Below are 24,788 nucleotides of genomic sequence, written 5' to 3'. Positions count from 1 at the left end.
CCGTCTCCCATGAGCCACGGACCAGGAGGTACGTCATGGACGGCACGAACGCACCGGCGGGGGCCGCGCTCGACACGACGACGTGCCCGGAGTGCGGTGCCCTCGCCGAGGTGACGGAGCGGGCGGTGCTCGAGAGCACCGGCGGGCCGGTCGAGCACGCCCGGGTGCAGTGCGTCGCACGGCACTGGTTCCTCCTGCCCGCCGCGTCGCTGACGAGCCCCTCCGCTCCCACGCCGGTCAGGACTAGCCTTCGGTCATGAGGCGGAACATCGCGACGGGCAGCGCCTGGGAGGGTGTCGTCGGCTACTCGCGGGCCGTCCGCGTCGGGGACACCGTCCACGTGGCGGGGACCACGGCGATCCGCGACGGACGCGTCGTCGCGCCCGGCGACGCCTACACCCAGGCGAAGGTCGCGCTCGAGATCGTCGTCGAGGCCCTCGCGGCCTGCGGCGCCGCACCGGCCGACGTCGTGCGGACCCGGATGTTCGTCACCGACATCCGCGACTGGGAGGCGGTGGGCCGCGCACACGGCGAGGTCTTCGCCGACGTGCGACCGGCCTCGACGATGGTGCAGGTGACGGCGCTCATCGACCCCGACCTTCTCGTCGAGATCGAGGCCGAGGCCGTCGTGGGCTCGGGGGCGACCGAGGTCACTCCACCCTGACGTTGACGACGTGGATGCCGGTGGCGCCGTCGGGCGCCGGCGCCGCCTCGAGCGGCGACTGCACCTGCCCCTTGGCGTCGTAGGCCCGCACCCGGATGTCGTGGCTGCCCGGCGTGGCGTCCCACTCGTAGACCCACTGCCGCCACGTGTCGATGCTCGCGTCGGCCGCGAGACGGGCCTCGGTCCACGGCTGCTGGTCGACCTGGACCTCGACCTTGGAGACGCCGGTGTGCTGCGCCCACGCGACCCCCGCGACGGCGACGGTTCCGGCCTTGACGCTGGCCCCCGCCGTGGGGACGTCGATGCGCGATGCCGTCTTGATGGGTCCCGTCGCCGACCAGCCACGCGGCGTCCAGTAGGCCACGTCGTCGGCATACGTCGTCACCTTGAGCTCGGTGACCCACTTCGTGGCCGACACGAAGCCGTAGAGGCCCGGCACGACGACGCGCACGGGGAAGCCGTGCTCGAAGGGCAGGGGCTCGCCGTTCATCCGGATCGCGAGCAGGGCGTTGCGATCGTCGGTGAGCGCGCCGAGCGGGGTCGAGGCGGTGAAGCCGTCGATGCTCGTCTGCAGCACCATGTCGGCGCCCGCCTGGGGGCCGGCCATCGCGAGCAGCTCGCGCACGGGCCAGCCCGTCCAGACGGCATTGCCGACGAGGTCGCCGCCGACCTCGTTCGAGACGCACGTCAGGGTGACCAGCGCCTCCTGCATCTGCTTGCCCTGCAACGTCTTCCAGTCGATCTCGACCTCGCGGTCGACCAGGCCGGTGACCTTGAGCTTCCAGTCGTTGGCGTCGATGCGAGGCACGACGATCGCCGTGTCGATGCGGTAGAAGTCGGCGTTCGGGACGATGTACGGCGTCAGGCCCGGCACCTTGAGGTCGGCGCCGGCCGGGATGGCGAGCTTCGTGCCCTTGAGCGGCGTGCTCTTGAGGGCGTCGCGCGAGACCGTGGCCGCCGCGGAGTCACCACCGAGGTAGCTGCCGGCGTATGCCGCCACGGCACCGACCGCTCCCCCGATGATCCAGCGTCGGCCGGGACCGGCAGCGCCCGTCGCGCTCGCCGACGGGGCCGCGGCGCGGCTGAGGAACCAGAGACCGGCCGCGGTGCCGAGGATCGTCGGCAGCACGTCCGCCGGGCCGGCGCCGGGTCGGGTGAGCACCGCGGCCGCGCCGATGACACCGATGACGGCGAAGACGACGAGTCCCGCGACGAGCCGTCGGCTGGCGAGGATCCCCACCGCCGCACAGGCCAGGGCGAGCACGACGACCGTCCCGACGAGCAGGGCCCGTTTGTCGTTGGTGCCGAAGGTCGCGATGGCGAAGTCCTTGAGCCACGGCGGCGTCCGGTCGATGAAGGCCCCGCTCACCGCGGCGATGGGCGCTGGCTGGCCGGAGGACTGCCCGACGGCCGTGAGCAGCGCCGCGGCGAGCGTCGCCAGCCCGACGGTGAGCAGCCCGGCCACCAGCCCGTCGAGGGCTCCCCACCAGAGCGGACGGGCCGCCTGCTGCGGGGCGGTCTCGGGACGCGTGGCCGGGCTGGTCGTGGTCATGGCCTCAGGTGCTCCTTCAGGTGTGGCACGAGTGCACGGAAGGCGAGCGCCCGGTGCGAGACGTGGTTCTTCTCGTCGGCGTCGTACTCCGCCAGTGTGCGTTCGTTGCCGTCCGGCTGGTCGGATGGGACGAAGATCGGGTCGTAGCCGAAGCCGTTGGTCCCTCTCGGCTCACGGCCCACGGTGCCCGGGAAGCGCCCGAGCTCGGCGGCCGAGCGACCATCGGGCAGCACGAGGGCTGCGGCGCAGACGAACGCCGCGGCGCGGTGCTCGTCGCGGACGTCGCCGAGCTGAGCGAGGAGCAGCTCGAGGTTGGCGCGGTCACCGCCGCCACCGGACCAGCGGGCGCTGAAGATGCCGGGTGAGCCGCCGAGCACGTCGACGGCCAGGCCCGAGTCGTCGGCGAGTGCCGGCAGGCCCGTCACGTGTGCCGCGGACGCGGCCTTGAGGATGGCGTTCTGCTCGAACGTCACACCGTCCTCGACGACGTCCGGCGCGTCGGGGAAGCCGTCGAGCCCGATGATCTCGAGACCGAGGTCGGCGCTGACGTCGGCGAGGATCTCGCGCAGCTCCTCGACCTTGTGGGCGTTGCGGGTGGCGAGGACGACCCGCGTCACGAGGCGACCTCCTGGGCGGCCAGGGCGGCCTGCTGCCGGTCGGTGAGGTCGGCGCAGCCCTTCGTGGCGAGGTCGAGCAGCTGGCCGAGCAGGTCGCGGTCGAAGGGCGCACCCTCGGCGGTGCCCTGGACCTCGATGAACCGGCCGTCGCCGGTCATGACGACGTTCATGTCGGTCTCGGCGGTCGAGTCCTCGGGGTAGTCGAGGTCGAGGACGGCACGTCCGCCGACGATCCCGACGGAGACGGCTGCGACCGAGCCGGTCAGCGGCTGGGCCTTCGCGCCGATGAGGCCCTTGGCTCGGGCGTGCTCGACGGCGTCGGCCAGGGCCACGTACGCGCCGGTGATGGCGGCGGTCCGGGTGCCGCCGTCGGCCTGCAGGACGTCGCAGTCGAGGACGATGGTGTTCTCGCCGAGGGCCTTGGTGTCGATGACGGCGCGCAGGCTGCGGCCGATGAGTCGGCTGATCTCGTGGGTGCGGCCGCCGATGCGGCCCTTGACGCTCTCTCGGTCGGAACGGGTGTTGGTGGCGCGGGGCAGCATGGCGTACTCGGCGGTGACCCAGCCGGTGCCCTTGCCCTTGAGCCAGCGCGGGACGCCCTCGGTGAAGGACGCCGCGCACAGCACGCGCGTGCGCCCGAACTCGACGAGGACGCTGCCCTCCGCGTGGTCGAGCCAGTTGCGGGTGATCCGCACCTCTCGGGTCTCGTCGGGGGCACGGCCGTCATGTCGGTCAGTCATGCCCACGAGGCTAGCCATGACTCCACGCTAGGCCTCAATCGCGGGTGCGGGGACGGGCCCCGACGGCTCGTTCGCGAACCGTAAGGACCCGTCCCTGCGACGCCGCGAGGGCTCGTCAGTCGAGCGTCTCGGCCGAGAGACGCTCGACCTCGTCGGCCGTCAGCTCGAGGTCGGCGGCCTGCACCGAGTCCTCGATGCTCTCGGGACGGGAGGCACCCGGGATGGGCACGACGGTCGGGGCGAGCGCGAGCTCCCACGCGAGCGCCACCCGCTGGGGGCTCACGTCATGGGCCTTCGCGACCTCCGCGAACGCGTCGTGCCGGCTGCCGAGGTCGCCCGCCCTGCTGATGCCGCCGAGCGGGCTCCACGGCAGGAAGGCGATGCCGAGCTCGGCGCAGAGGTCGAGCTCGGCCCGGCTGCTGCGGAAGGCGGGCGAGAACTGGTTCTGCACGGAGACGAGCCGGCCACCGAGCACGTCCTGGGCCTCGCGGATCTGCGCGGGGTCGGCGTTGGAGATGCCGGCCATCTCGATGACACCCTCGTCGAGCAGCTCGACGAGCGCACCGACGGACTCGGCGTAGGGCACGTCGGGGTCCGGCCGGTGGAACTGGTAGAGCCCGATCGCGTCGCCGCCGAGCCGCTGGAGCGAGGCCTTGGCCGCCTCCTTGAGGTGGTCGGGGCGGCCGTTCTGCGTCCACGAGCCGTCGCCGGGGCGCAGGTGGCCGCCCTTGGTCGCGACGAGCACGTCGGCCGCGCTCCCGGACCACGACGAGAGCGCCTTGGCGATGAGGGACTCGTTGTGACCCACCTCGCCCGCGTCACGGTGGTAGGCGTCGGCCGTGTCGATGAGGGTGACGCCGGCGTCGAGCGCGGCGTGGATGGTCCGGATCGAGCGGTCCTCGTCGGGCCGGCCCTCGATGGACATCGGCATGCCCCCGAGACCGATCGCGCTGACCTTCCTCGATCCGATGGTTCGCTGCTGCAACGGTGCCTCCTTGGTTCGGTCGTTCCGGTCGTCGGCGCTCGGCCCGGCGACTGCCGGGCGCGCGCCGCACCGTCACGGTCCATACCCGGCTGCTCGGGCGGACCACCCGCGAGGTCAGGCCCGTCAGCGCCCGTCAGCGCCCGTCAGCGCCCGTCAGCGCCCGTCAGCGCTCGTCAGTGCCCGTCAGCGCCTGTCAAAGGCGGTAGGTGGCGTCGGGCTCGGCGAGCTCGACGCAGCCGGGCCACACCGCGGCGGCCTGCTGACGGCACACCTCGGGGTCGTTCCAGGCAGGGATGTGGGTGAGCATGAGTCGCCCCACTCCCCCGGCCCGGACGGCCGCCTCGGCGGCGCGACGACCGGAGAGGTGGATGTCGGGCACGGTGTCGCGCCCCTCGACGAAGGCCGAGTCGGCGAGCACGAGGTCGGCGCCCGCCATGAGCTCGTCGAGCTGGTCGCACGTGTCGGTGTCGCCGGTGTAGGCGAGCACGCGGCCGTCGGCCTCGACGCGGAAGCCGTAGGCCTCGACGGGGTGGTTGACGCGGACCGGGGTGATCGTGAACGGCCCGACCGTCACCGGCTCGCGGTGGCGCAGGTCGTGGAAGTCGAAGACGCCGAGGACGTCCTCGGCCTCACCGCCGCCGTAGGCCCGGGCGAGGTGCACCCCGGTGCCGGGTGGGCCCCAGACCGGCATCGTCGCGCGACCCGGCCCGCCGGGGAGGTAGCGCATCATGACGTAGAGGCCGCACATGTCGATGCAGTGGTCGACGTGCAGGTGGCTGAGCAGGACGGCGTCGACGGCATACGGCTCGACGTGGCGCTGGAGGGCGCCGAGGGCGCCGTTGCCGAGGTCGAGCACGATGCTCCACGTGCGGCCCTCGTGCTCGGCGCGGACGAGGTAGGACGAGGCGGGCGAGCGGGGCCCCGCGAAGGATCCCGAGCACCCGACGATCGTGACGTCCACGTGACGAGCCTAGGTGCCGACGCCGACGACGGCCCGACGACGTGGCGTCGGGTGCGTCACATCGTGTCGTCCGGCCGCGCGCCTTCGTCGTCGTCGAGGTCGTCGTCGACGCCGTCGTCGAGGTCGTCGTCGTATGCCGCCACGACGTCGCGCAGGTCCGTGCCCATGAGCGCCTGGGTCAGGGTCTCCTGCAGCCAGGTGAGGAAGTCGTACCACGCCATGGCGTAGCCGAGGGGGTCGTCGTCGTCGATGTCGTCCATCGCGGCGTGCAGCGCCTCGGCGTCCTCCTCGGTGCGCATGCCCATCCGCTCGCCGAGCAGGAGGCGGACGTCGGTGAGGGCCATGAGGAAGGCCGGCGCCTGGGACTCGTCGAGCACGACCCGGTTGCCGACGGCCTCCTCGACGCACGCGAGAGCGACGTCGAGGTTGCCGCTCTTGCGCTGCCGAAGGCCCTCCTCGGTCAGGCGACGGAACTCCGCCGCGATCTGGTCGTCACCCCGATGGGCCGTCGGCAGGAGCCGGTCGAGGGCTGGGTCGCGGTCGGCCAGCGATGCCGAGTCGGCCTGTGCGGCAGGGCCGCCCGCGTCGTCGGCCTGCTGGTCCGCGGCACTCAGCGACAGGCCCATCGACGCCACGAGGTCGTCGAACGCGTCGCCGGTCGGCTCGATCTCCGGAGAGAGCAACAGTCGCGTCTGCTGCATGAGGCCGAGGAGCACGGTGCGCTCGGTGGACTCGAGGAGACCGACGTAGTGGTCCTGCTCGCGCAGGAAGGCGCGTGCCATCAGCGGTCCTTCTCGAACGTGGCCCAGAGGCCGTAGCCCTGGAGCGCCTCCGCGTCGCGCTCCATCGACTCGCGGGGGCCGTTGGAGACGACGGCACGGCCCTTGACGTGGACGTCCATCATCAGCTTCTCGGCCTTCGGGCGGGCATAGCCGAAGTAGGTCTCGAAGACCCACGTCACGTACGTCATGAGGTTGACGGGGTCGTTCCAGACGATCGTCACCCACGGCACGTCGGGTGCGACGACCTCGTCGGTGGAGGTCACCTCTTGCTCGGCGGGCGCGAGGGAGAGGGTGGCTGCGGTCACAGGGCCACCCTAGGTCCACCGAGGCGCGTGGGGCAGACGGTCCCCGGGACCTGCTGACACCTAGGGTGGGCACGTGAGCCCGACGAGCCCTCGCGCCGCGAGCACGGCGCTGCTGACCGACCACTACGAGCTGACGATGCTCCAGGCCGCCCTCGCCTCGGGCGAGGCGCACCGGCGCTGCGTCTTCGAGGCGTTCGCCCGCCGGCTTCCCGACGGGCGCCGCTACGGGGTCATCGCCGGAACGGGCCGGGTGCTCGAGGCGCTCGAGGAGTTCCGCTTCGGCGACGACGAGCTGCGCTTCCTGTCCGACCGGAAGGTCGTCGACCGCGCCACCGTCGACTGGCTGGCGGACTACCGCTTCTCCGGTGACGTCAGCGGATACGCCGAGGGTGAGTGCTACTTCCCGCAGTCGCCGGTCCTCGTCGTCGAGTCGACCTTCGCCGAGGGCGTCATCCTCGAGACGCTCGTGCTCTCGATCCTCAACCACGACACGGCGATCGCCTCCGCGGCCTCGCGCATGACGACCGCGGCCATCGGCAGGCCCTGCATCGAGATGGGCTCACGACGCACCCACGAGGAGTCGGCCGTCGCGGCCGCTCGCGCGGCCTACGTCGCCGGCTTCGACGCGACGAGCAACCTCGAGGCCGGGCGCCGTTACGGCGTGCCGACGACGGGCACGGCCGCGCACGCCTTCACCCTCCTCTACGACTCGGAGAAGGAGGCCTTCACCGCCCAGGTCGAGTCGCTCGGCAAGGGCACGACCCTCCTCGTCGACACCTACGACGTCCGGACGGCCGTCGCGCTCGCGATGGACATCGCCGGCCCCGAGCTCGGGGCGGTCCGTCTCGACTCGGGCGACCTGCTCATCCAGGCCACCGAGGTGCGCGCCCAGCTCGACGCGGCGGGCAACACCGACACCAGGATCATCGTCACCTCCGACCTCGACGAGTACGCCATCGCGGGCCTCGCGGCCGGCCCCGTCAGCGGATACGGCGTCGGCACGGCGCTCGTGACCGGCTCCGGGGCACCGACGGCGTCCATGGTCTACAAGCTCGTCCAGCGCGAGGACGCGTCGGGACGGATGCAGGGCGTCGAGAAGAAGAGCAAGGACAAGACGTCGGTCGGCGGGCGCAAGTGGGCCATGCGCCGCCTCAGCGACTCCGGCGTCGCCCAGGCCGAGGTCATCGGCATCGGTGAGCAGCCGCACGACGACGGCAACGACCGACGCCTGATGATCGACCTCGTCCGCGGCGGCGAGGTCGTCGACCACCAGGACATCCACGAGGCGCGCGCGCGACACGAGGCGTCGCGGGCGGAGCTGCCCCGGGCGGCTGCCCAGCTGTCACGAGGCGAGCCCGTGATCCCCACGATCTACGAGAAGGACTGAGCCATGGCCGGATCCACGCATGACGGCGGACGCGCGCTGATCATCGTCGACGTGCAGAACGACTTCTGCGAGGGCGGGTCCCTCGCCGTCACCGGCGGCGCCGAGGTGGCGCGGGAGGTCACCGAGCACGTGAGTCGCCACGCTGCCGACTACGACCATGTCGTCGCGACCGCCGACTGGCACGTCGACCCCGGGCCGCACTTCTCGTCGACCCCCGACTTCGTCGACTCGTGGCCGGTGCACTGCGTCGCGGGCAGCGAGGGCGCGGAGTTCCACCCGAGGCTCGCGGGTGCCCTCGGGCACGTCGAGGCGGTCTTCCGCAAGGGCGAGCACGCCGCCGCCTACAGCGGCTTCGAGGGGCGCTCCGACGACGGCCGGGACACCACGCTCGCCGCCTGGCTCACGGAGCGCGACGTCTCCCGCGTCGACGTCGTCGGCATCGCGACCGACCACTGCGTCCGGGCCACCGCGGCCGACGCGCGACGCGAGGGCTTCGAGACCACCGTGCTGCTCGACCTCACGGCCGGCGTCTCCCGGCCCACGACCGACGCGGCCCTCGCAGAGCTGCGCGAAGCCGGCATCCACCTTCTCGGCGCCCCCAGGGTCGGCGGCTGACCCAACCGTTCCCCCACGTCGCCGGCTGACCCCAGCCCGTCCCCAGCTCGAGTGGCCAAGCAACCCCATCAACCCCATGGGTCACCGATTCGGGGTGTGACGACGCGGCCACTCGACGAGCCTCGGATGTCTGGCGTGTGACGACGGGGCCACTCGACGTGAGAGGAGGCCGAGGGGTCATCGGAGGACGGCGCGCAGGGCCCGGGCCGCGTGCTCGAGCCGTGGACCCACGGTGCGCACGTCGAGGGGCTCGAGGGAGACGACCCCGACCGAGGCCTCGACGCCTCCGGGGGCGGGGTCGGTGCGGGTCGACAGCGACACGGCCAGGCCGTGCGCCCCCGCCTGCAGCTCGCCGTCGGTGCCGACGACACCACGCTCCCCCGCCCGACCGGCGAGGATCGCCCGCCCGGCGGCGCCCTGGTCGAGCCGGTGCCGGGCCCCGGAACGGTAGGCGACGTGGACGTCGGTCCACGACGGCTCGACGACGACGAGCGCGAGCGCCTCCTCACCCTCCGCGATCGTCAGGTGCGCCGTCGCCCCCACGGCGTCGGCGAGGTCGCGCAGCGCGGGCCGTGCCTCGGTGCGCACGACGGGAGTGACGGCCGACGCGAGGCGGCTGATGCCGAGCGCGAGACGGACCCTCCCGTCGGCGGCCCGTGAGACGAGGTGGTGGTCCTCGAGCGTCCTGACGAGGCGGTAGACGACGGGCCGACCCACACCGAGCCCGGCCGCGAGCTCGGTGATCGTCAGGCCTGCCGCTGCGCCGGTCCCGGCCAGCGCCTCGAGCACCCGGATGCCACGGTCGAGCGTCTGGGAGGACTCGCCCCGCGGCGCAGCCTGTCCTGGCACGCGCTCAGCCCTCGGAGTGGGGGCGGCCCGTGGGCGAGCCCCGGTCGCTCCCCTTCGACCACGACATCGCGTAGAGGCCGTCGTCGACCGCGAGGCCACCCTCGCCGAGCTCGAGCGGGCGGAACGTGTCGACCATGACGGCGAGCTCGTCGAAGCTCTCGACGCCGATCGAGCCCTCGGTCGCACCGGGCTGCGGCCCGTGGGGGTGCCCACCCGGGTGGACAGAGATCGATCCCCTGCCGATGCCCGAGCCCTTGCGGGCCTCGTAGTCGCCGTCGACGTAGAACATGATCTCGTCGCTGTCGACGTTCGAGTGGTAGTAGGGGACGGGGATCGCGAGCGGGTGGTAGTCGACCTTGCGGGGCACGAAGTTGCAGATGACGAAGTTCGAGCCCTCGAAGACCTGGTGCACCGGCGGCGGCTGGTGGATGCGGCCGGTGATCGGCTCGAAGTCGCGCACGTTGAAGACGTAGGGGTAGAGGCAACCGTCCCAGCCGACGACGTCGAGCGGGTGGAACGGCAGCGTGTGGATGGTGCCGACGACACCGCCGGGGGCGTTGCCCCGGTGCTTGATGTAGACCTCGGTCTCCTCGTCGGGGCTCGCGCCGACGTCCTCGGCGAGGAGCGGACCGTCCGGCTGGCGCAGGTCGCGCTCGCAGTAGGGGGCGTGCTCGAGGAGCTGGCCGTACTTGCTGAGGTAGCGCTTCGGCGGGGCGATGTGGCTGTTGGCCTCGATGCAGTACGCGCGGAGCGGGTCGGTCGTCGACCGCTCGGGGAGCCACCGGTGGGTCGTGGCGCGCGGGATGACGACGTAGTCGCCCTCCCCGACCTCGAACGAGCCGAAGACGGTCTCGACGCGGGCTCGGCCGCGCTCGACGTAGACGCACTCGTCGCCGATGCCGTTGCGGTACCACGGGCTCGGCGCGCCGGCGACGGCATACGAGATGCGCACGTCGCCGTTGCCGAGCACGAGGCGGCGGCCGGTCACGACGTCCGTGCCGTCGACCGAGGCGGCGTCGAAGAGGTCGTGGAGCTTGAGGTGCCGGGGCGTGAGCGGGTGGTTCGGGGTCGTCGACTGGTCGGGCACCTCCCAGACCGCGGCGCCGACCGTCGTCGACGGGATGTTGCGGTGGTAGAGCAACGAGCTGTCGGAGCTGAAGCCCTCCTCACCCATGAGCTCCTCGTAGTAGAGCTCGCCCGGCGTGCTCCCCGGCCCAGGACGTCGGTGCTGGGTGTGCCGCTTGGGCGGGATGCTTCCGACTGCCTGGTAGTGCGCCATGGGCGGGGGCCTCTCCGTCGAGCGCGTCCGTTGAGCGGACGCTGGTGTATCACTATTGCAACAGTGGAGTACGCTCCCAGTCATGTCAAGGACGCCCTTCGCGCCCCTCTTCGACCGCCTCGTCGACGACGCCGCGGTCTTCCCACCGGGGCTGGCGCCCCTCGACGTCGCCGTGCGCGAGCACCTCGATCGGCGCACGGGGCCGTATGCCGTCCACATCGGCCCGCTGCTCGTCCCCGCCACTGCGGCGGGTGAGCTCGCGACCCTGGCCGCCGCGGACCCGCGCACCGCGCAGGAGCCCCTCGAGGTCAGCCTCGTCGTGCGCCCCGGAAGCCCGGCGCAGCCCCTCCTCGACGCCCTCACCACGCTGCGGCACGACGACCGGGTGCTCGTCACGGCCGCCGAGCTCGGCTGGGCCGGCGGGTGGCGGCAGGTCCTCGACGCGGAGGTTCCCGTCGTCGTCGAGGTCGGCCTCGGCGACGACCAGGCGCGCGGGCTCGACGACATCGCCGCCGCCGTCGACGACGAGCACGACGTGACGGCGAAGTTCCGCACGGGACCGACCCCGGCCTGGCCGTGGCCCGACGAGGCGGCGCTCGGCGGCTTCCTCGACGCGGTCGTGCTGCACGGACTCCCCTTCAAGCTGACCGGAGGCCTGCACCACGCGATCCGGGGCACCCACGGCGGCGAGCCGATGCACGGCCTGCTCAACGTGCTGCTCGCGACGCACGAGGCGCTGGGCGGTGCCGAGGCGCACGAGCTGTCCGGTGCCCTGGCCCGCCGCGACACGGAGGTGCTCGTCACCGCACTCTCGAGCCTGTCCACCGAGGACGCCGAGCAGGTCCGCGACAGCTTCACGGCCTTCGGCTGCTGCGGTGTGCTCGACCCGCTCACCGAGCTCGAGGCGCTCGGGCTGATCACCATCGAGGAGTCCCACGCATGACGCCGCCCACCCGGACGAGCACCTGGCTCGACGTCCCCGCCGACCACCCGTTCGGCATCGACACCCTCCCCTACGGCGTCTTCAGCACCGCCGGCGACCCGGTCCGGCGCGTCGGCGTGCGCATCGGCGACCACGTGCTCGACGCCGGCGCCGTCGCCGCGATCGGCCGGGACGCCGGGCTCGTCGGTGACGGACCCGACCTCGCGACGGCGTGGCAGACCCCGACCCTCAACGCCTTCCTGGCCCTCGGCCGCCCCGCCTGGACCGTGGCCCGGGAGTGGCTGACCGAGGTCCTGCGCGACGACGTGCACCGCGACGGCGTCTCGCCGCACCTGCACCCCCTCGCCGAGGTCACGCTCCACCTGCCCGTCGAGGTGGCCGACTACGTCGACTTCTATGCGAGCGAGGACCACGCGAGCAACGTGGGCCAGATCTTCCGGCCCGACAACGCCGCCCTGCCGCCCAACTGGAAGCACCTGCCCATCGGCTACCACGGCCGCGCCGGCACCGTCGTCGTGTCCGGCACCGACGTCATCCGACCGACGGGGCAGCGCAAGGGTCCGAACGACCCCGCCCCCGTCTTCGGCCCGAGCATCCGCCTCGACATCGAGGCCGAGCTCGGCTACGTCGTCGGTGGCGCGACCGCGCTCGGGTCCCGCGTCTCGGTCGACGAGGCGCAGGACCACCTCTTCGGTGTCGTCATCCTCAACGACTGGAGCGCCCGCGACCTGCAGGCCTGGGAGTACGTCCCGCTCGGTCCGTTCCTCGGCAAGTCCTTCGCCACCTCCGTCTCGGCGTGGGTCACGCCGCTCGAGGCCCTCGCTGCGGCGCGCGTTCCCCTTCCGGGACAGGCGGATCCGCAGGTCCTGCCCTACCTGCGTGGTGACGCGTTCGGCCTCGACGTGCACGTCGAGGTCAGTCTCAACGGGACCGTCGTCTCACGCCCGGAGCACGCGGGGATGTACTGGTCTCCGGCGCAGATGCTCGCGCACCTCACGGTCAACGGTGCGTCGATCCGGGACGGCGACCTCTTCGGCTCCGGGACCATCAGCGGTCCCAGCCGCGACACCCGCGGCAGCCTGCTCGAGCTGACGTGGAACGGCACCGATCCGCTGACGCTCGGCGACGGCACGACGCGCGGCTTCCTCGAGGACGGGGACACCGTCACGATGACGGCGTGGGCACCCGGACCGGGGGGCGCGCGCATCGGTCTCGGCGAGGTCACCGGCACGATCCGCCCGGCCGTCTGAGCCGTGCCCGCTCCCCGACGTCGGGGAGCGGGCTCTCGGTACCGCGACGGGATCAGTGGATGACGACCGGTGCCGCGTCGGCCTGGTCGTCGAGGAAGTGCGACTCCTCGTGCTTGCGGGGCAGGAACGAGGCGGGGATCAGCGTCAGTGCGACGAGGATCGCGGCGACGAGGAAGGTGGCACCGAACGCGTCAGCGGCCTCGACCAGGCCCTGCTGGACGGCGGCCGGCCCACCGACGTCGTCGACGAGGGTCGGGTCGTGCAGCGCCGCGATGGCCGGCCCCGCCAGCGCCGAGGCGCTGAGGTAGTTCGTGAAGACCACCGAGATGACGGCGACGCCGACGGAGCTCGCGATCTGCTGGGTGATGTTGAGCAGCGTCGAGCCACGCGCCACCTGGTGGCTCTGGAGCGTCTTGAGCGCCGAGGTCATGAGCGGCATCATCGTGCCGCCCATGCCGAGTCCCATGACGAAGAGCACCGGGATCATGAAGCCCCAGTACGGGGTGTCGACGCCCACCTGCGTCAGGGCGAACATCCCGCCCGTGATGGCGAGCAGACCGAAGGGCACGATGCGGCCCACCGGGATGCGGTCCGACAGGGCGCCGGCGATCGGCATCGTCACCATCGCGCCCAGGCCCTGAGGCACCATGAGGAAGGCCGCGTGGAGGGTGTCGAGCCCCCGCACCTGCTGGAGGTAGGTCGGCACGAGGAGCAGGCCACCGAAGAAGGCGGCGGCGAAGAGGAACATGGTGATCGTCGCGACGCTGAGCCGCCGGTTTCGGAAGAGCCGCAGGTCGAGCAGCGGGTGCTGGGGGCGGAAGCTGTAGAAGACGAAGGTCACGAGCATGGCGAGCCCGATGCCGAGCGGGATGAGCACCTTCTTCGAGACGAAGGTCCCCTCACCGGGGATCGAGCTGATGCCGTAGAGGAAGAGCGCGAGGCCGGGCGACATGAGCAGCATGCCGACGACGTCGAAGGACTCCGACGGCTCCGGCGCGTCGGACGGCAGGGCCCACAGCGCGTAGAGCGCCGCGACGACGCCGATCGGCACGTTGATGAGGAAGATCCAGTGCCAGCTCGCGACCTCGATGAGCCAGCCACCGAGGATGGGTCCGAAGATCGGGCCCAGCAGCATGGGGACGCCGAGGATCGCCATCAGCCGACCCATCCGGGCCGGGCCCGCGGCGCGCGTCATGATCGTCATGCCGAGCGGCATGAGCATGCCTCCGCCGAGCCCCTGGAGCACGCGGAAGCCGATGAGGAGCTCGATGGACCCGGCCGTGGCGCACAGGGCCGAGCCCGCCGTGAAGAGGACGACGGCGAGGACGTAGAGCCGCTTCGTGCCGAAGCGGTCGGCGGCCCAGCCCGTGAGTGGGATGACCGTCGCGAGCGCCAGGGTGTAGGCCGTCACGGTCCACGCGACGGTGGAGTAGGGCAGCGGCTGGTCGGGACTCTCGGCGAAGACCGTCTGGAAGGTCGGCAGGGCGATGTTGACGACGGTGATGTCGAGGATCGACATGATCGCGCCCAGCACGACCACGCCGGCGATCTTGAGGACCGGCCCGTCGATCTTGTCGGGGTAGGTGGACTGGCCGGTGGCGCTGGGAGCAGACACGATGACTCCGGTTCGGGCGAGGGGCATCGACGGCATCGGGTCGTCGACGCCGAGGGCGCGGGCCTGCCCGCGCACCCTCCATTCTCGCGCCGACCACCGACAGCGACGCAACCGAGTTACGCCGTCGGCCGACCCACCCGGACCGCGGCGCGGAGCCCCGTCAGACCGGTCAGCCCTGCTTGCGCGGCTGCTTGCCCTCGACGACCTGAGTGCTCGCGACCTTGTCGTGCAGGGCCTGGCGCTTGTCGTCCCAGAGCGGCCACAGGCCGTCGAGCAGCGACAGGAAGGGGACGAACTGGCCGGCCAGCGGGACGAGCCGACGCATGACCGCGGTCCCGAGCGGCAGGGGTCCGGGCTCGGCGGCCCGGCGCACGCTGATGCCGAGCGCCATCTTGCCCGGGGTCTGCGCGATCGTCGTCCAGAAGACGAGGCAGTAGGCCGTCGCCACGAGCCACAGGAAGAGCGAGAACTGCACGGCGGGTCCCGTCAGCTCGTTCTGGATCTCGACGAGGCGGGTCTGGTCGCCGGCCTGTGCGGCGGTGACCATCTGGGAGAAGAGCTCGGACAGTCGCGGCGTCGCGGCCCACGAGATGATCCCGCCGACGACGGCGAGGATGAGGCCGTCGATCACCCAGGCAGCGAAACGCTTGCCCCACGAGGCGAGCGGCACGCCGTCGGCGGTGGTCTTGATGTCGTGCATCCACTGGGTGTTGGCCGGCGCCTGCTGGTAGTAGCCCTGCGGCGCCTGCTGCTGCGGCACCTGGGACTGCGTCTGCCACCCGCTGCCCTGCGGCATCGGTGTCGTCGGCGTCGGCGCCCCGGTGCGGTCGGACGGCACCTGCCCCTGCTGGCCCGCCTGGCCCTGCGGGCTCTGCTGCGGCAGGCCGATGGTGCTCTGCGCGATGGTCGGCGACTTCTTCGGGGCGGTGTGGTTGGTCCACGACACGCCGTCCCAGTAACGGAGCATGTCGGTGTTGCTGGGGTCGTCGTACCACCCGGAGGGCTGCTGGCTCATGCCCCAACTGTGCCACGGCATCGGCGTTCCCAGACCGGCGGCGCCCCGACTGGTCCCGGGCGCGCCTCGGCCCCGGCCGGTTCCCGCCCGAAGGCAGGGACCGGACCGGGGCCGAGGGCCACGTCGGAGCGGGTCAGAGGTTGCCGCGCTTGTCCTGCTCTCGCTCGATGGCCTCGAAGAGCGCCTTGAAGTTGCCCTTGCCGAAACCGAGCGAACCGTGCCGCTCGATGAGCTCGAAGAAGACCGTCGGGCGGTCGCCGAGCGGCTTGGTGAAGATCTGGAGCAGGTAGCCGTCCTCGTCGCGGTCGACGAGGATCTTGCGCTTCTGCAGCTCCTCGATCGGGACCCGGACGTTGCCGATGCGCTCGCGCAGCTCGGCGTCCTCGTAGTAGCTGTCGGGGGTGTCGAGGAACTCGACGCCGTTGGCGCGCAGGGCGTCGACGGAGGCGAGGATGTCGTTCGTCGCGACCGCGAGGTGCTGGGCGCCGGCGCCGCGGTAGAACTCGAGGTACTCGTCGATCTGGCTCTTCTTCTTGGCGATCGCCGGCTCGTTGAGCGGGAACTTGACGCGGTGGTTGCCGTTGGCGACGACCTTGCTCATGAGGGCCGAGTAGTCGGTGGCGATGTCGTCGCCGATGAACTCGGCCATGTTCACGAAGCCCATGACGCGGTTGTAGAAGGAGACCCACTCGTCCATGTGACCGAGCTCGACGTTGCCGACGATGTGGTCGAGGGCCTGGAAGAGGCGCTTCGGCTGGCCGTCGCGCTTGACGTACGTCGACGCGGTCGGGACGTAGCCGGGGAGGTACGGGCCGGCATACGTCTGGCCGTTCACCTGACGCTGGACGAGGGTGTGGCGCGTCTCGCCGTAGGTCGCGATGGCGGCGGTGCGGACCGTGCCGTGCTCGTCGGTGTGGTCCGTGGGCTGCTCGAGGACCGTGGCGCCGGCCTTGACGGCCTGCGCGACGCACCTGTCGACGTCGGGCACCTCGAGGGCGATGTCGACGACGCCGTCGCCGTGGCGGCGGTGGTGGTCGGCGAGCGGGCTGTCGGGGTCGACCGCGCCCTTGATGACGAAACGGATCGAGCCGCTCTTGAGGACGAACGCCTTGTGGTCGCGGTTGCCGTTCTCGGGACCCGAGTAGGCGACGAGCTCCATGCCCCAGGCGCTCTGGTAGTAGTGCGCGCTCTGCGTCGCGTTGCCGGCGACGAAGACGATCGCGTCCCATCCGGTGACGGGGAAGACGTCGGTGTTCTCGTCGTACTCGACGAGACCGACGAGCTGCTTGAGCTGGTCGAGGTCGAGGTCGGCCTCGCGCTCCTGGTCGGTGAGGTCGGTGGCCGGAGACGGCATCGTGTCGGTCATGGAGCGAGAGTGACCGAGAGCGTCGAGGTGTGCAACAGCAGCCGGGGCGGCTGAACACAGTGCACAAAGTGTTGCCTGTATGCCGGATCGTGCTGGACACTCTGTCCATGACGTCTCCGGCGACGCCCTCGGCGCGCGCACCTGTCGACGCGCTCGACTGCCGCATCCTGCTCCTCCTGCTCACCGAGCCGGGCATCGGCGTGCTCGGCGCCTCGCGCCGGCTGGGCGTGGCTCGCGGCACGGTGCAGGCCAGGCTCGACCGGCTCCAGCGGACCGGCGTGCTGCGCTCGATGGCCCCGGACGTCGACCCGGCCGCCATCGGCTACCCCGTGACGGCGTTCTGCACCCTCGAGATCCGGCAGGGTCGCGGCGGGCACTCCCCCGTCGTCGACCACCTCGCCGCGATCCCCGAGGTGCTCGAGGCGCACACGATCACCGGCTCCGGAGACGTGCTCATCCGGATCGTCGGGCGCGACAACGCCGACCTCCAGCGGGTCATCGACCGCGTCGTCGACGACGCGCACGTCACGCGGGCCTCGACCGTGATCTCGCTCGCCACCCGCCTCGACCACCGCACCATCCCGCTCGTCGAGCACCTGCTCGACGAGTCGTCCTGACGTGCGACCCTCGCACGAGCCCCACCGCACCGCCGATCCCACCGACCCGGACCAGGAGCCACCCGTGACCGCCAACCCCTACGCCCCCCGGCCCGACGTCGAGCTCACCCACCCGGAGTGGAGCCGCAGCGCGACGATCTACCAGATCAACCAGCGCCACTTCACGCCCGAGGGCACCTTCCGGGCCGCCGAGGCCCACCTGCCGCGCCTGCGCGACCTCGGCATCGACATCGTGTGGATCATGCCGGTGCACCCGATCGGCGAGCTGAACCGAAAGGGCGTGCTGGGCAGCCCGTACGCCGTCAAGGACTACCTCGGCGTCAACCCGGAGTTCGGCACGCTGGAGGACCTGCGCCACTTCGTCGACACGGCCCACGCCCTCGGCCTGCGCGTCATCCTCGACTGGGTCGCCAACCACACCGCGTGGGACAACCCCCTCGTCGAGGAGCACCCCGACTGGTACGCGCGTGACTGGAAGGGCGACCTGCGTCCCACGCCCTGGTGGGACTGGGACGACATCATCGACCTCGACTACGACAACCCCGAGCTGCGCCGCTACATGACCGAGGCGATGAAGTTCTGGGTCCGTGACGTCGACGTCGACGGCTTCCGTTGCGACGTGGCCGGATTCGTGCCGGTCGACTTCTGGGACAACGTCCGCCGCGAGCTCGACGAGATCAAGCCGGTCTTCATGCTCGCCGAGTGGGAGTCGCGCGACCTGCACGTCCGCGCCTTCGACATGACGTACGGCTGGAGCTGGAACGAGACGCTGCACAAGATCGCGCACGGCAAGGCCGACGTCGAGGCGCTCAAGGTCTACTACGCGTGGAACGACCGCTTCTACCAGCGTGACGCCTACCGGATGCTCTTCGTCAGCAACCACGACAAGAACGCGTGGGAGGGCACCGAGTACGAGCAGTTCGGCGAGGCACTCCTGCCCTCGATCGTGCTGTCCGTCGTCAGCGAGGGCATGCCGCTCGTCTACAACGGTCAGGAGGCGGGCAGCGACAAGCGGCTCGTCTTCTTCGACAAGGACGAGATCGACTGGCGCGAGGACGATCAGGGCGAGCTCTACCGGCAGCTCTTCGCCCTCAAGAAGGCGCACCCCGCGCTGTGGAACGGTGCCGCGGGCGGGCGCATGGTCCGCGTCCCGAACTCGGCCGAGGCGTCGGTGCTGAGCTTCGTGCGAGCCGTCGGCGACGACCGGGTCTTCGGGGCCTTCAACTTCAGCGACGAGGACCGGACCGTGACGCTCGGCGACGGCCCGCAGGTCGGAGCGTGGCGCGACGCCTTCACCGGCGAGACGCTCGAGCTCGAGCAGGGCCAGGAGTACTCCCTGCCCGCCTGGGGCTACCAGGTGCTCGTCGGCGCCTGACGCCTCGGAGCAGGACCCCGAGCCGCTCCTCCACGGGCGGCCCGAGGCCCCGGACGGCACAGGGGTCGTGTCCCGTCGACTGGTAGACGATCGAGCGCGCAGATCATGACGTGATCCCGTCGAAACCGTTCACGCAGCGGCCCTCGATCCGAGAGAATGGAGCTGCGTACCCGTCGGTGCTCCCCTGTCCCGGCGGGTACGCCTCTGCCGTGCCGACGTCCCACCAACCGGTCGGCCGGGGCGGGGCGTCCTGCTGAACTCCCAAGCGGCGGGACGCCCCCGGGCAGGCCGGGTCAGCGGCGGCGGCGCGCCTCGATCAGGTGTCGCGTCGAGTGCGCCACGAACGGACGGCCGGCCCTGAGCTCGGCATCGAGGCGCTCCAGCGCGTCACGGTAGCCCTCCACCGAGAAGTCCGGCACCCACCAGACGCACGTGCGCAGGAGCCACACCACCGCGCCCACGTCGCGGATCTCCATCCGGCACCGCGCGGTCCGCAGGTCGACGACCTCGAGGCCCGCCGCGCGGGCCGCCCGCGCCTCGGCGTGCGGGTCGCGACCGAGCCGCTCCTGAGGGAGGGGCCCGAGGAAGTACTCGATGAGCTCGAACGCCGAGGCCGGGCCCACGTGCTGGGCCAGGTAGGTGCCGCCCTCGACGAGGACCCGGGCGATCTCGTCCCAGTCCGGTCGCACCGGGTGCCGGCTCGTCACGAGGTCGAAGCTCGCGTCCGGGAAGGGCAGCGAGTCGCCCTGCGCGACCGGCACCACCTCGACGCCTCGGTCCGCGAGCAGGGCGCGCGCCCGCTCGACGTTGGGAGCCCAGCCCTCGGTGACGACCATGCGGTCCGGCAGCACCGGTTCCTCCGCGACGATCTCGCCACCGCCGGTGTCGAGGTCGAGGGCCGCCGCGGCCTTCGGCAGCCGAGCGGCGAGCAGCCGCGCGTCGCCCCGGCCTCCACCGGATATCGACCGACGTGCCGCGGCCCGGCCGGTGACTCCGGCCGGGCCATCGACATCAGGGCGTGACGGTGATCGCGCTGCCGTTGCTGACGAGCCTCCAGTCGAGGCTCGAGAAGGCCGCCGGGTCGATGACCTTGTTGGCGGTCGCCCAGTCGATGAGCAGCTGGCGGATCTCGATCTGACGGTTGTAGACGACCGGGGCGGCCACGACGCCCGGGAAGTTGCCGCCGCCCGACTGGCGGTAGTTGTTGATCGCGACGACGAAGCGCGCGTCGAGCGCGACCGGGCTCCCGGCATACGCGAGGTTCACGATGCGCGAGCCGACCCCCTTGGCAAGGTCGATGTCGTAGGTCAGGTCGGCGTCGAGCCCGCCCATGACGTCGTAGTTGTAGTCGGGCGTCGCGTTGGCGTTGGTGATCGCGTCGGCGGCGACCGGGCCGGTCGTCGTGCACGGCTTGAAGTACTCCGCGCTCTTCTCGAGGTAGGCCTTGACCTGGGCGCCGGTGAGGACGATGCCGAGGAGGGTGTTGTCGTAGATGTAGAGCCCGGCCACGTCGCGGATCGTCACGTCGCCGGCCGGGATCGCGGCGAGCTTGTTGAACGGCGCGGCGATCGACAGGACCGGCAGCGAGGCCTCCGGCGTGCCGGCGAGGGCCTTCTTCACCGCGTCGGCCTGGACGTAGTTGATGAAGTCGATCGCGGCGGTGTCCTCGTAGCGCGACGTCGCCGCCGACATCGCCTGCGTGCACGTCCCGATGACGCCGTTGACGTAGGTGAGCACCTTCTGGTGGGCCGCGGCCACGGCTCCGGTGACGGCGGGGTCCTCGGGCGCGACGTTGCAGTTGTAGAGCGTCGCCTCGGAGTGGACGACCTGCCACTGGCCGCGGACCTTCTGGACGTCGATCGACATCCGGGTCACGCGCATGCCCCAGTAGTAGGGCTCGGAGAGCAGGACCTGCTTGCCGGTCGCGGCGTTCGTGACGTAGCGCTGCGGGATCTCGAGGTGCGCGTGGCCGACGAGCACGGCGTCGATGCCGGGGACCTGCTCGGCGAGGAGCGCGCTCGCGTTCTCGACGTAGGGCAGCGCGTCGCCCCACGACGACTTGCCGTTGTCTCCGGAGTGGCACGCGACGATGACGACGTCGGCGCCGGCGGCCTTGAGGCGGGGCACCATGACCTTCGCCTGCTCGATGATGCCGGGGAACTTCACCTTGCCCTCGACGTTGGCCTTGTCCCAGATCGCGACGCCGGGGGTCACGAGACCGAGGATGCCGACCTTGATCGCCTTGGTGTCGGGCAGCTTGACCGTCTTGATGACCCACGGCTTGAAGACGGGGGCACCGGTGTTCCAGTCGACGGAGTTGGCCGAGAGCAGGGGGAAGTCGAGCTGCTTCTCGAACGCCCGCAGCGTGTCGAGGCCGTAGTTGTACTCGTGGTTGCCGAGGGCGGCGGCGTCGTAGCCGACCTGGTTCATCGCCGCGGCCATCGGGTGCGTCGAGCCGCCGGTGACGGGGTCGATCTTGGCGTAGTAGTAGGCCAGCGGCGTGCCCTGGATCGTGTCGCCGGCGTCGATCGTCAGGGTGCGCTCGGCACCGACCTCGGCCCGGATCGCCTTGATGATCGAGGAGGCCTTGGCCACGCCGATGTCGTTGGCCTTGGAGTCGGTGTACTCGGCGTTCTTGAAGTAGTCCCAGTTGTAGACGTTGCCGTGCAGGTCGGTCGTGCCGAGCACGGTCAGACGGACGACCTCGCCGTTGGTGCCGGGGCCGGCCGCAGCAGCAGCGGCGTCGGCGGGCGCGGCCGAGCGCACGGCCGCGAGGCCCGCGCCACCGACGGCGGCGAGGGCCAGCAGCTGGCGACGGGTGGTGGAGGATCCGAGGAGGTCAGGGGTGGGGTCGGTGCTCATGTCGTCCTTCGCTGTCAGGTGCTCGATCGGAGCAGTCCCGGTTCACGGTGCGCGGCTCGCCCCCGAGGCGCAGGGCACGACCATAGCCGGACACGTCCGCCGACAGGCCGACAGCACCGGTCGGTTTCGTGAACCCTCAGCGTCGACCGACGAGCCAGAGCCGGATCTTGTCGATCCGCTCGGTGACCTGCTCGGACGAGGCGGCCGCCAGGTCGGGTCCGCCGCAGACGCGCCGGAGGTCCATGTGGACGTTGGCGTGCGGCAGGCCCTTCTGGCGGGCGTACGTCGAGACGAGCTTGTTGAGCTCCTTGCGCTGCGCGGCGAGGGCGCGGTGCGCGGCGACGGGCACGGGGGCGGAGGCGCCCTGGGGCGCCTTCCTGACCTGCCGGCTCTGGCGCTCGCGGAGCAGGGCCGACACCTGGTCGGGCTCGAGGAGGCCGGGCAGACCGAGGTACTCCTCCTCGTCCTCCGACCCGATCTGGGCGTGCATGCCCCACTGCTGCTTGTCGAAGAGCACGTGGTCGAAGTGGGCGTCCGACTCGAGCGCCTCGAAGGCGCCCTCGTCGAGGGCACCGCTCGCCTTGTCGGCGCGGTTGGCCTCGTCGAGCAGGCTCTGCTCCTCGGCCCACATCTGGCCGATGTCGTCGGGGTTCGGCTTGCGGTCGAGCGCGTGGTCGCGCTGCTCCTCGAGCCGCGCCGCGTGGTCGAGGACGACCGGCACCGACGGCAGGAAGACGGACGCGGTCTCGCCGCGCCTGCGGGCACGCACGAAGCGTCCGACGGCCTGGGCGAAGAAGAGCGGCGTCGACGTCGACGTCGCGTAGACCCCGACCGCGAGGCGGGGCACGTCGACGCCCTCGGACACCATGCGGACCGCGACCATCCAGCGCTCGTCGCTCGCGCCGAAGTCCTCGATGCGCTTGCTCGCGCCGAGGTCGTCGGAGAGGACGACCGTGGGGGCCTCGCCGGTCAGCGAACGGAGGATGGCGGCATACGCCCTCGCCTGGGTCTGGTTGGAGGCGATGACGAGCCCGCCGGCGTCCTCGACGTGACGGCGGACCTCGGTGAGGCGCCGGTCGGCGGCGGCGAGGACCGCGGGGATCCACTCGCCCTTGGGGTCGAGGGCCGTGCGCCACGCGTGGGCCACGAAGTCCTTCGTCATCGGCTCGCCGAGGCGGGCCTCGAGCTCGTCGCCGGCCTTGGTGCGCCAGCGCATGCTGCCGCCGTAGGCCATGAAGAGGACCGGTCGCACGACGCCGTCGCGCAGCGCCTCGGCGTAGCCGTACGTGTAGTCGCTCGAGCTGACGAGCGTGCCCTCGGCGTCGAGCTCGTAGGTGACGAACGGGATCGGCGAGGTGTCCGAGCGGAACGGCGTCCCGGTCAGCGAGAGCCGGCGGGTCGCGGGCTCGAACGCCTCGCGGATGCCGTCGCCCCAGCTCTTCGCGTCACCACCGTGGTGCACCTCGTCGAGGATGACGAGGGTCGAGCGCGACGTCGTCAGCTCGCGGTGCAGCGACGGGCGCGACGCGACCTGGGCATAGGTCACGGCGACCCCGTGGTAGTCGTCACTGTGCCGGCCGATGCTGTTGCTGAACTTCGGGTCGAGGCTGATGCCGACGCGGGCGGCGGCGTCGGCCCACTGGGTCTTGAGGTGCTCGGTGGGGGCCACGACGGTGACGCGCGAGACGATGCCCGCGCTCAGCAGCTCGGTGGCCACGCGCAGGGCGTACGTCGTCTTGCCGGCGCCCGGCGTCGCGACGGCGAGGAAGTCGCGCGGCGCCTTGCCGAGATAGAGGTCGAGCGCCTCCTGCTGCCACGCGCGCAGCTTGCTGGCGGTACCCCACGCAGCCCGCTCTGGAAAGGCGGGTGGGAGGTGGAAGGCGGCCCCTGAACTCATAGAGAGGCCACCGTAACGAATCCCCGGGGACGACATGCCGAGGCCCCGCCTTGCGGGCGGGGCCTCGGACTGGATGGTAGGCCGCTCAGTCGCTTTCGCGGCCGGGCGCAGGTGGGAGGGGGCTCAGTTGCCGGCGCGGTAGGCGGTCCACTGGGCCTGCATGCGCGAGACCTGGCCGGTCGTGAAGGTGTTCATGCAGGAGTCGTAGGTGTAGTCCATGAAGTTCTTGATCGGGTCGAGGCCGGGGCTCGTGCACGTGTCGCGACCCGTCGGGCACTCGTAGGCGGGGCTCGCCTCGGCGGGCGTGTCGGCGACGTAGTCGCCGTTGCCGTTACAGCCGCCCTGGAAGGTGTGGTAGAGCCCGACCCAGTGGCCGACCTCGTGGGTGGCCGTGTCGCCCTGGTTGTAGTTCGTCGCGCTGCCGCCCGGGAGGGACGCGGTGAGGACCACGACGCCGTCCATGGGGTCGTAGGTGCTCTTGGGGAAGGTCGCCCAGCCGAGCAGGCCCTGACCGATGTTGGCCGAGTAGAGGTTGAGGTCGGCCATCGTGCCCTTGCGCAGCGCGGTCTTCATGTTGCGCTCGGCGCTCGAGCCCGGCGTCACGGTGTACCAGGACGAGTTGCTCGTCGAGTCGGACCCGGCGAGGCTGAAGCTGAGACCCGTGCCGGCGTAGGCGTTGTTGAGGACGTTGATCTGGCTGCTGATCGTGCTGCTGCTGACGGAGCCGGTCGTGCCGTTGGTGATCGTGTGCCAGTAGACCTTGACCGTCGTGGGCGCGAACGTGCCCCCGGTGCCGGGCTTGCCCTTCTGGCCCTCCTTGACGACCTTGCCCGACGAGTCGCGGGTCAGGCCCTTGGCCTCGAGGGCCTTGGTCAGGGCCGCCTCGTTGGCGCGCACCTGTGCGTCCGTGAGCTCGTGCGGGTCCTTGGCGGTGCCGTGGGTGCCGCGGGCTCCGACCGCGCCGACGGCCGCCGGGTCGAGGCACGCGGCGCTGCCGCGGCCGTCGAGCACGGGCGCGGCCTGCGCCGGCGCGCCGAGGGATACCGCGGCGAGTGCGAGCGGTGCCGCGAGCATCAGGGAGCGAAGCTTCATGGGGTGACCTTTCTCGTCCG

24 protein-coding genes are annotated in these 24,788 nt (G+C 71.6%); 8 read left to right on the top strand and 16 right to left on the bottom strand.

The window, feature by feature from the left end:
- The first annotated feature begins 35 nt into the window (after positions 1-35).
- Together ACSSS0_RS18460 and ACSSS0_RS18455 are read left to right on the top strand one after the other, a co-directional pair.
- Positions 36-260 (top strand): hypothetical protein, encoded by a 225-nt coding sequence (locus ACSSS0_RS18460; protein WP_487229145.1) that lies wholly within the window; start codon positions 36-38, stop codon positions 258-260.
- Positions 257-664, top strand: a complete 408-nt coding sequence (locus ACSSS0_RS18455; RefSeq protein WP_487229144.1) for a RidA family protein — start codon at positions 257-259, stop codon at positions 662-664. The genes ACSSS0_RS18460 and ACSSS0_RS18455 overlap by 4 nt, the downstream gene beginning before the upstream one ends.
- Here ACSSS0_RS18455 and ACSSS0_RS18450 read toward each other — a convergent pair.
- The 7 genes from ACSSS0_RS18450 to clpS all read right to left on the bottom strand — a co-directional run bounded on the left by ACSSS0_RS18450 (position 651) and on the right by clpS (position 6,606).
- A complete protein-coding gene (locus tag ACSSS0_RS18450) occupies positions 651-2,216 on the bottom strand; it encodes a molybdopterin-dependent oxidoreductase (RefSeq protein ID WP_487229143.1) in 1,566 nt (521 codons plus the stop codon). The two genes, ACSSS0_RS18455 and ACSSS0_RS18450, sit on opposite strands and share 14 nt — an antisense overlap.
- Positions 2,213-2,833 (bottom strand): RdgB/HAM1 family non-canonical purine NTP pyrophosphatase, encoded by a 621-nt coding sequence (rdgB, locus tag ACSSS0_RS18445; protein WP_435986537.1) that lies wholly within the window; start codon positions 2,831-2,833, stop codon positions 2,213-2,215. The genes ACSSS0_RS18450 and rdgB overlap by 4 nt, the downstream gene beginning before the upstream one ends.
- Positions 2,830-3,573, bottom strand: coding sequence for a ribonuclease PH (gene rph / locus ACSSS0_RS18440; protein ID WP_435986538.1), 744 nt, complete (start codon positions 3,571-3,573; stop codon positions 2,830-2,832). Before rph ends, rdgB begins: the two co-directional genes overlap by 4 nt.
- Positions 3,574-3,688: 115 nt before the next feature.
- Complete coding sequence (locus ACSSS0_RS18435) at positions 3,689-4,558, bottom strand: aldo/keto reductase (protein ID WP_435986539.1); 870 nt, start codon at positions 4,556-4,558, stop codon at positions 3,689-3,691.
- Positions 4,559-4,751: 193 nt separating this feature from the next.
- On the bottom strand, positions 4,752-5,519 hold the full coding sequence (locus ACSSS0_RS18430) for an MBL fold metallo-hydrolase (protein ID WP_487229142.1): 768 nt from the start codon (positions 5,517-5,519) through the stop codon (positions 4,752-4,754).
- Positions 5,520-5,575: 56 nt separating this feature from the next.
- Positions 5,576-6,301, bottom strand: a complete 726-nt coding sequence (locus ACSSS0_RS18425; protein WP_487229141.1) for a DUF2017 domain-containing protein — start codon at positions 6,299-6,301, stop codon at positions 5,576-5,578.
- Positions 6,301-6,606 carry an ATP-dependent Clp protease adapter ClpS gene (gene clpS, locus ACSSS0_RS18420; protein WP_435986542.1) on the bottom strand — a complete coding sequence of 102 codons (306 nt, stop codon included), beginning with the start codon at positions 6,604-6,606 and terminating at the stop codon, positions 6,301-6,303. Before clpS ends, ACSSS0_RS18425 begins: the two co-directional genes overlap by 1 nt.
- Positions 6,607-6,679: 73 nt before the next feature.
- Between clpS and ACSSS0_RS18415 the strand changes: the two genes are divergently transcribed.
- Both ACSSS0_RS18415 and ACSSS0_RS18410 read left to right on the top strand, forming a co-directional pair.
- A complete protein-coding gene (locus tag ACSSS0_RS18415) occupies positions 6,680-7,993 on the top strand; it encodes a nicotinate phosphoribosyltransferase (RefSeq protein WP_487229140.1) in 1,314 nt (437 codons plus the stop codon).
- A gap of 3 nt (positions 7,994-7,996) precedes the next feature.
- Complete coding sequence (locus ACSSS0_RS18410) at positions 7,997-8,608, top strand: nicotinamidase (protein WP_487229139.1); 612 nt, start codon at positions 7,997-7,999, stop codon at positions 8,606-8,608.
- Between the two features lie 177 nt (positions 8,609-8,785).
- Here ACSSS0_RS18410 and ACSSS0_RS18405 read toward each other — a convergent pair whose 3' ends face one another.
- Both ACSSS0_RS18405 and ACSSS0_RS18400 read right to left on the bottom strand, forming a co-directional pair.
- Positions 8,786-9,457 carry a helix-turn-helix domain-containing protein gene (locus tag ACSSS0_RS18405; protein WP_487229138.1) on the bottom strand — a complete coding sequence of 224 codons (672 nt, stop codon included), beginning with the start codon at positions 9,455-9,457 and terminating at the stop codon, positions 8,786-8,788.
- A gap of 4 nt (positions 9,458-9,461) precedes the next feature.
- On the bottom strand, positions 9,462-10,736 hold the full coding sequence (locus ACSSS0_RS18400; protein ID WP_487229137.1) for a homogentisate 1,2-dioxygenase domain-containing protein: 1,275 nt from the start codon (positions 10,734-10,736) through the stop codon (positions 9,462-9,464).
- An 82-nt stretch (positions 10,737-10,818) separates the two neighbouring features.
- Here ACSSS0_RS18400 and ACSSS0_RS18395 point away from each other — a divergent pair, with 82 nt between their 5' ends.
- Both ACSSS0_RS18395 and fahA read left to right on the top strand, forming a co-directional pair.
- Positions 10,819-11,679, top strand: coding sequence for a hypothetical protein (locus ACSSS0_RS18395; protein WP_487229136.1), 861 nt, complete (start codon positions 10,819-10,821; stop codon positions 11,677-11,679).
- Complete coding sequence (fahA, locus tag ACSSS0_RS18390) at positions 11,676-12,929, top strand: fumarylacetoacetase (protein WP_487229135.1); 1,254 nt, start codon at positions 11,676-11,678, stop codon at positions 12,927-12,929. Before ACSSS0_RS18395 ends, fahA begins: the two co-directional genes overlap by 4 nt.
- 52 nt (positions 12,930-12,981) lie before the next feature.
- Here the strand turns inward: fahA and ACSSS0_RS18385 are convergent, their stop codons facing one another.
- The 3 genes from ACSSS0_RS18385 to hppD all read right to left on the bottom strand — a co-directional run bounded on the left by ACSSS0_RS18385 (position 12,982) and on the right by hppD (position 16,925).
- Complete coding sequence (locus ACSSS0_RS18385) at positions 12,982-14,571, bottom strand: DHA2 family efflux MFS transporter permease subunit (RefSeq protein ID WP_435987856.1); 1,590 nt, start codon at positions 14,569-14,571, stop codon at positions 12,982-12,984.
- Between the two features lie 142 nt (positions 14,572-14,713).
- Positions 14,714-15,559, bottom strand: a complete 846-nt coding sequence (locus ACSSS0_RS18380; RefSeq protein WP_487229134.1) for an RDD family protein — start codon at positions 15,557-15,559, stop codon at positions 14,714-14,716.
- Positions 15,560-15,692: 133 nt separating this feature from the next.
- Positions 15,693-16,925, bottom strand: coding sequence for a 4-hydroxyphenylpyruvate dioxygenase (gene hppD / locus ACSSS0_RS18375; protein WP_487229133.1), 1,233 nt, complete (start codon positions 16,923-16,925; stop codon positions 15,693-15,695).
- Between the two features lie 107 nt (positions 16,926-17,032).
- Between hppD and ACSSS0_RS18370 the strand changes: the two genes are divergently transcribed.
- A complete protein-coding gene (locus ACSSS0_RS18370; protein WP_435986551.1) occupies positions 17,033-17,542 on the top strand; it encodes an Lrp/AsnC family transcriptional regulator in 510 nt (169 codons plus the stop codon).
- 64 nt (positions 17,543-17,606) lie between these two features.
- Positions 17,607-18,917: an alpha-amylase family glycosyl hydrolase gene (locus tag ACSSS0_RS18365; protein ID WP_487229132.1), complete on the top strand. Its 1,311-nt coding sequence runs from the start codon at positions 17,607-17,609 to the stop codon at positions 18,915-18,917.
- 293 nt (positions 18,918-19,210) lie between these two features.
- On the opposite strand, the gene ACSSS0_RS18360 is transcribed toward ACSSS0_RS18365, so the two are convergent.
- The 4 genes from ACSSS0_RS18360 to ACSSS0_RS18345 all read right to left on the bottom strand — a co-directional run bounded on the left by ACSSS0_RS18360 (position 19,211) and on the right by ACSSS0_RS18345 (position 24,768).
- Complete coding sequence (locus ACSSS0_RS18360; protein WP_487231223.1) at positions 19,211-19,834, bottom strand: class I SAM-dependent methyltransferase; 624 nt, start codon at positions 19,832-19,834, stop codon at positions 19,211-19,213.
- A gap of 94 nt (positions 19,835-19,928) precedes the next feature.
- Positions 19,929-21,779, bottom strand: coding sequence for a bifunctional metallophosphatase/5'-nucleotidase (locus ACSSS0_RS18355; protein WP_487229131.1), 1,851 nt, complete (start codon positions 21,777-21,779; stop codon positions 19,929-19,931).
- Positions 21,780-21,915: 136 nt separating this feature from the next.
- Complete coding sequence (locus tag ACSSS0_RS18350; RefSeq protein ID WP_487229130.1) at positions 21,916-23,676, bottom strand: DEAD/DEAH box helicase; 1,761 nt, start codon at positions 23,674-23,676, stop codon at positions 21,916-21,918.
- A gap of 123 nt (positions 23,677-23,799) precedes the next feature.
- Positions 23,800-24,768: a zinc metalloprotease gene (locus tag ACSSS0_RS18345; protein ID WP_487229129.1), complete on the bottom strand. Its 969-nt coding sequence runs from the start codon at positions 24,766-24,768 to the stop codon at positions 23,800-23,802.
- Positions 24,769-24,788 lie beyond the last annotated feature (20 nt).

The sequence above is a fragment of the Terrabacter sp. R4-6 genome (genome assembly GCF_057529065.1).
This window is presented reverse-complemented; position numbering and strand designations above follow the sequence as displayed.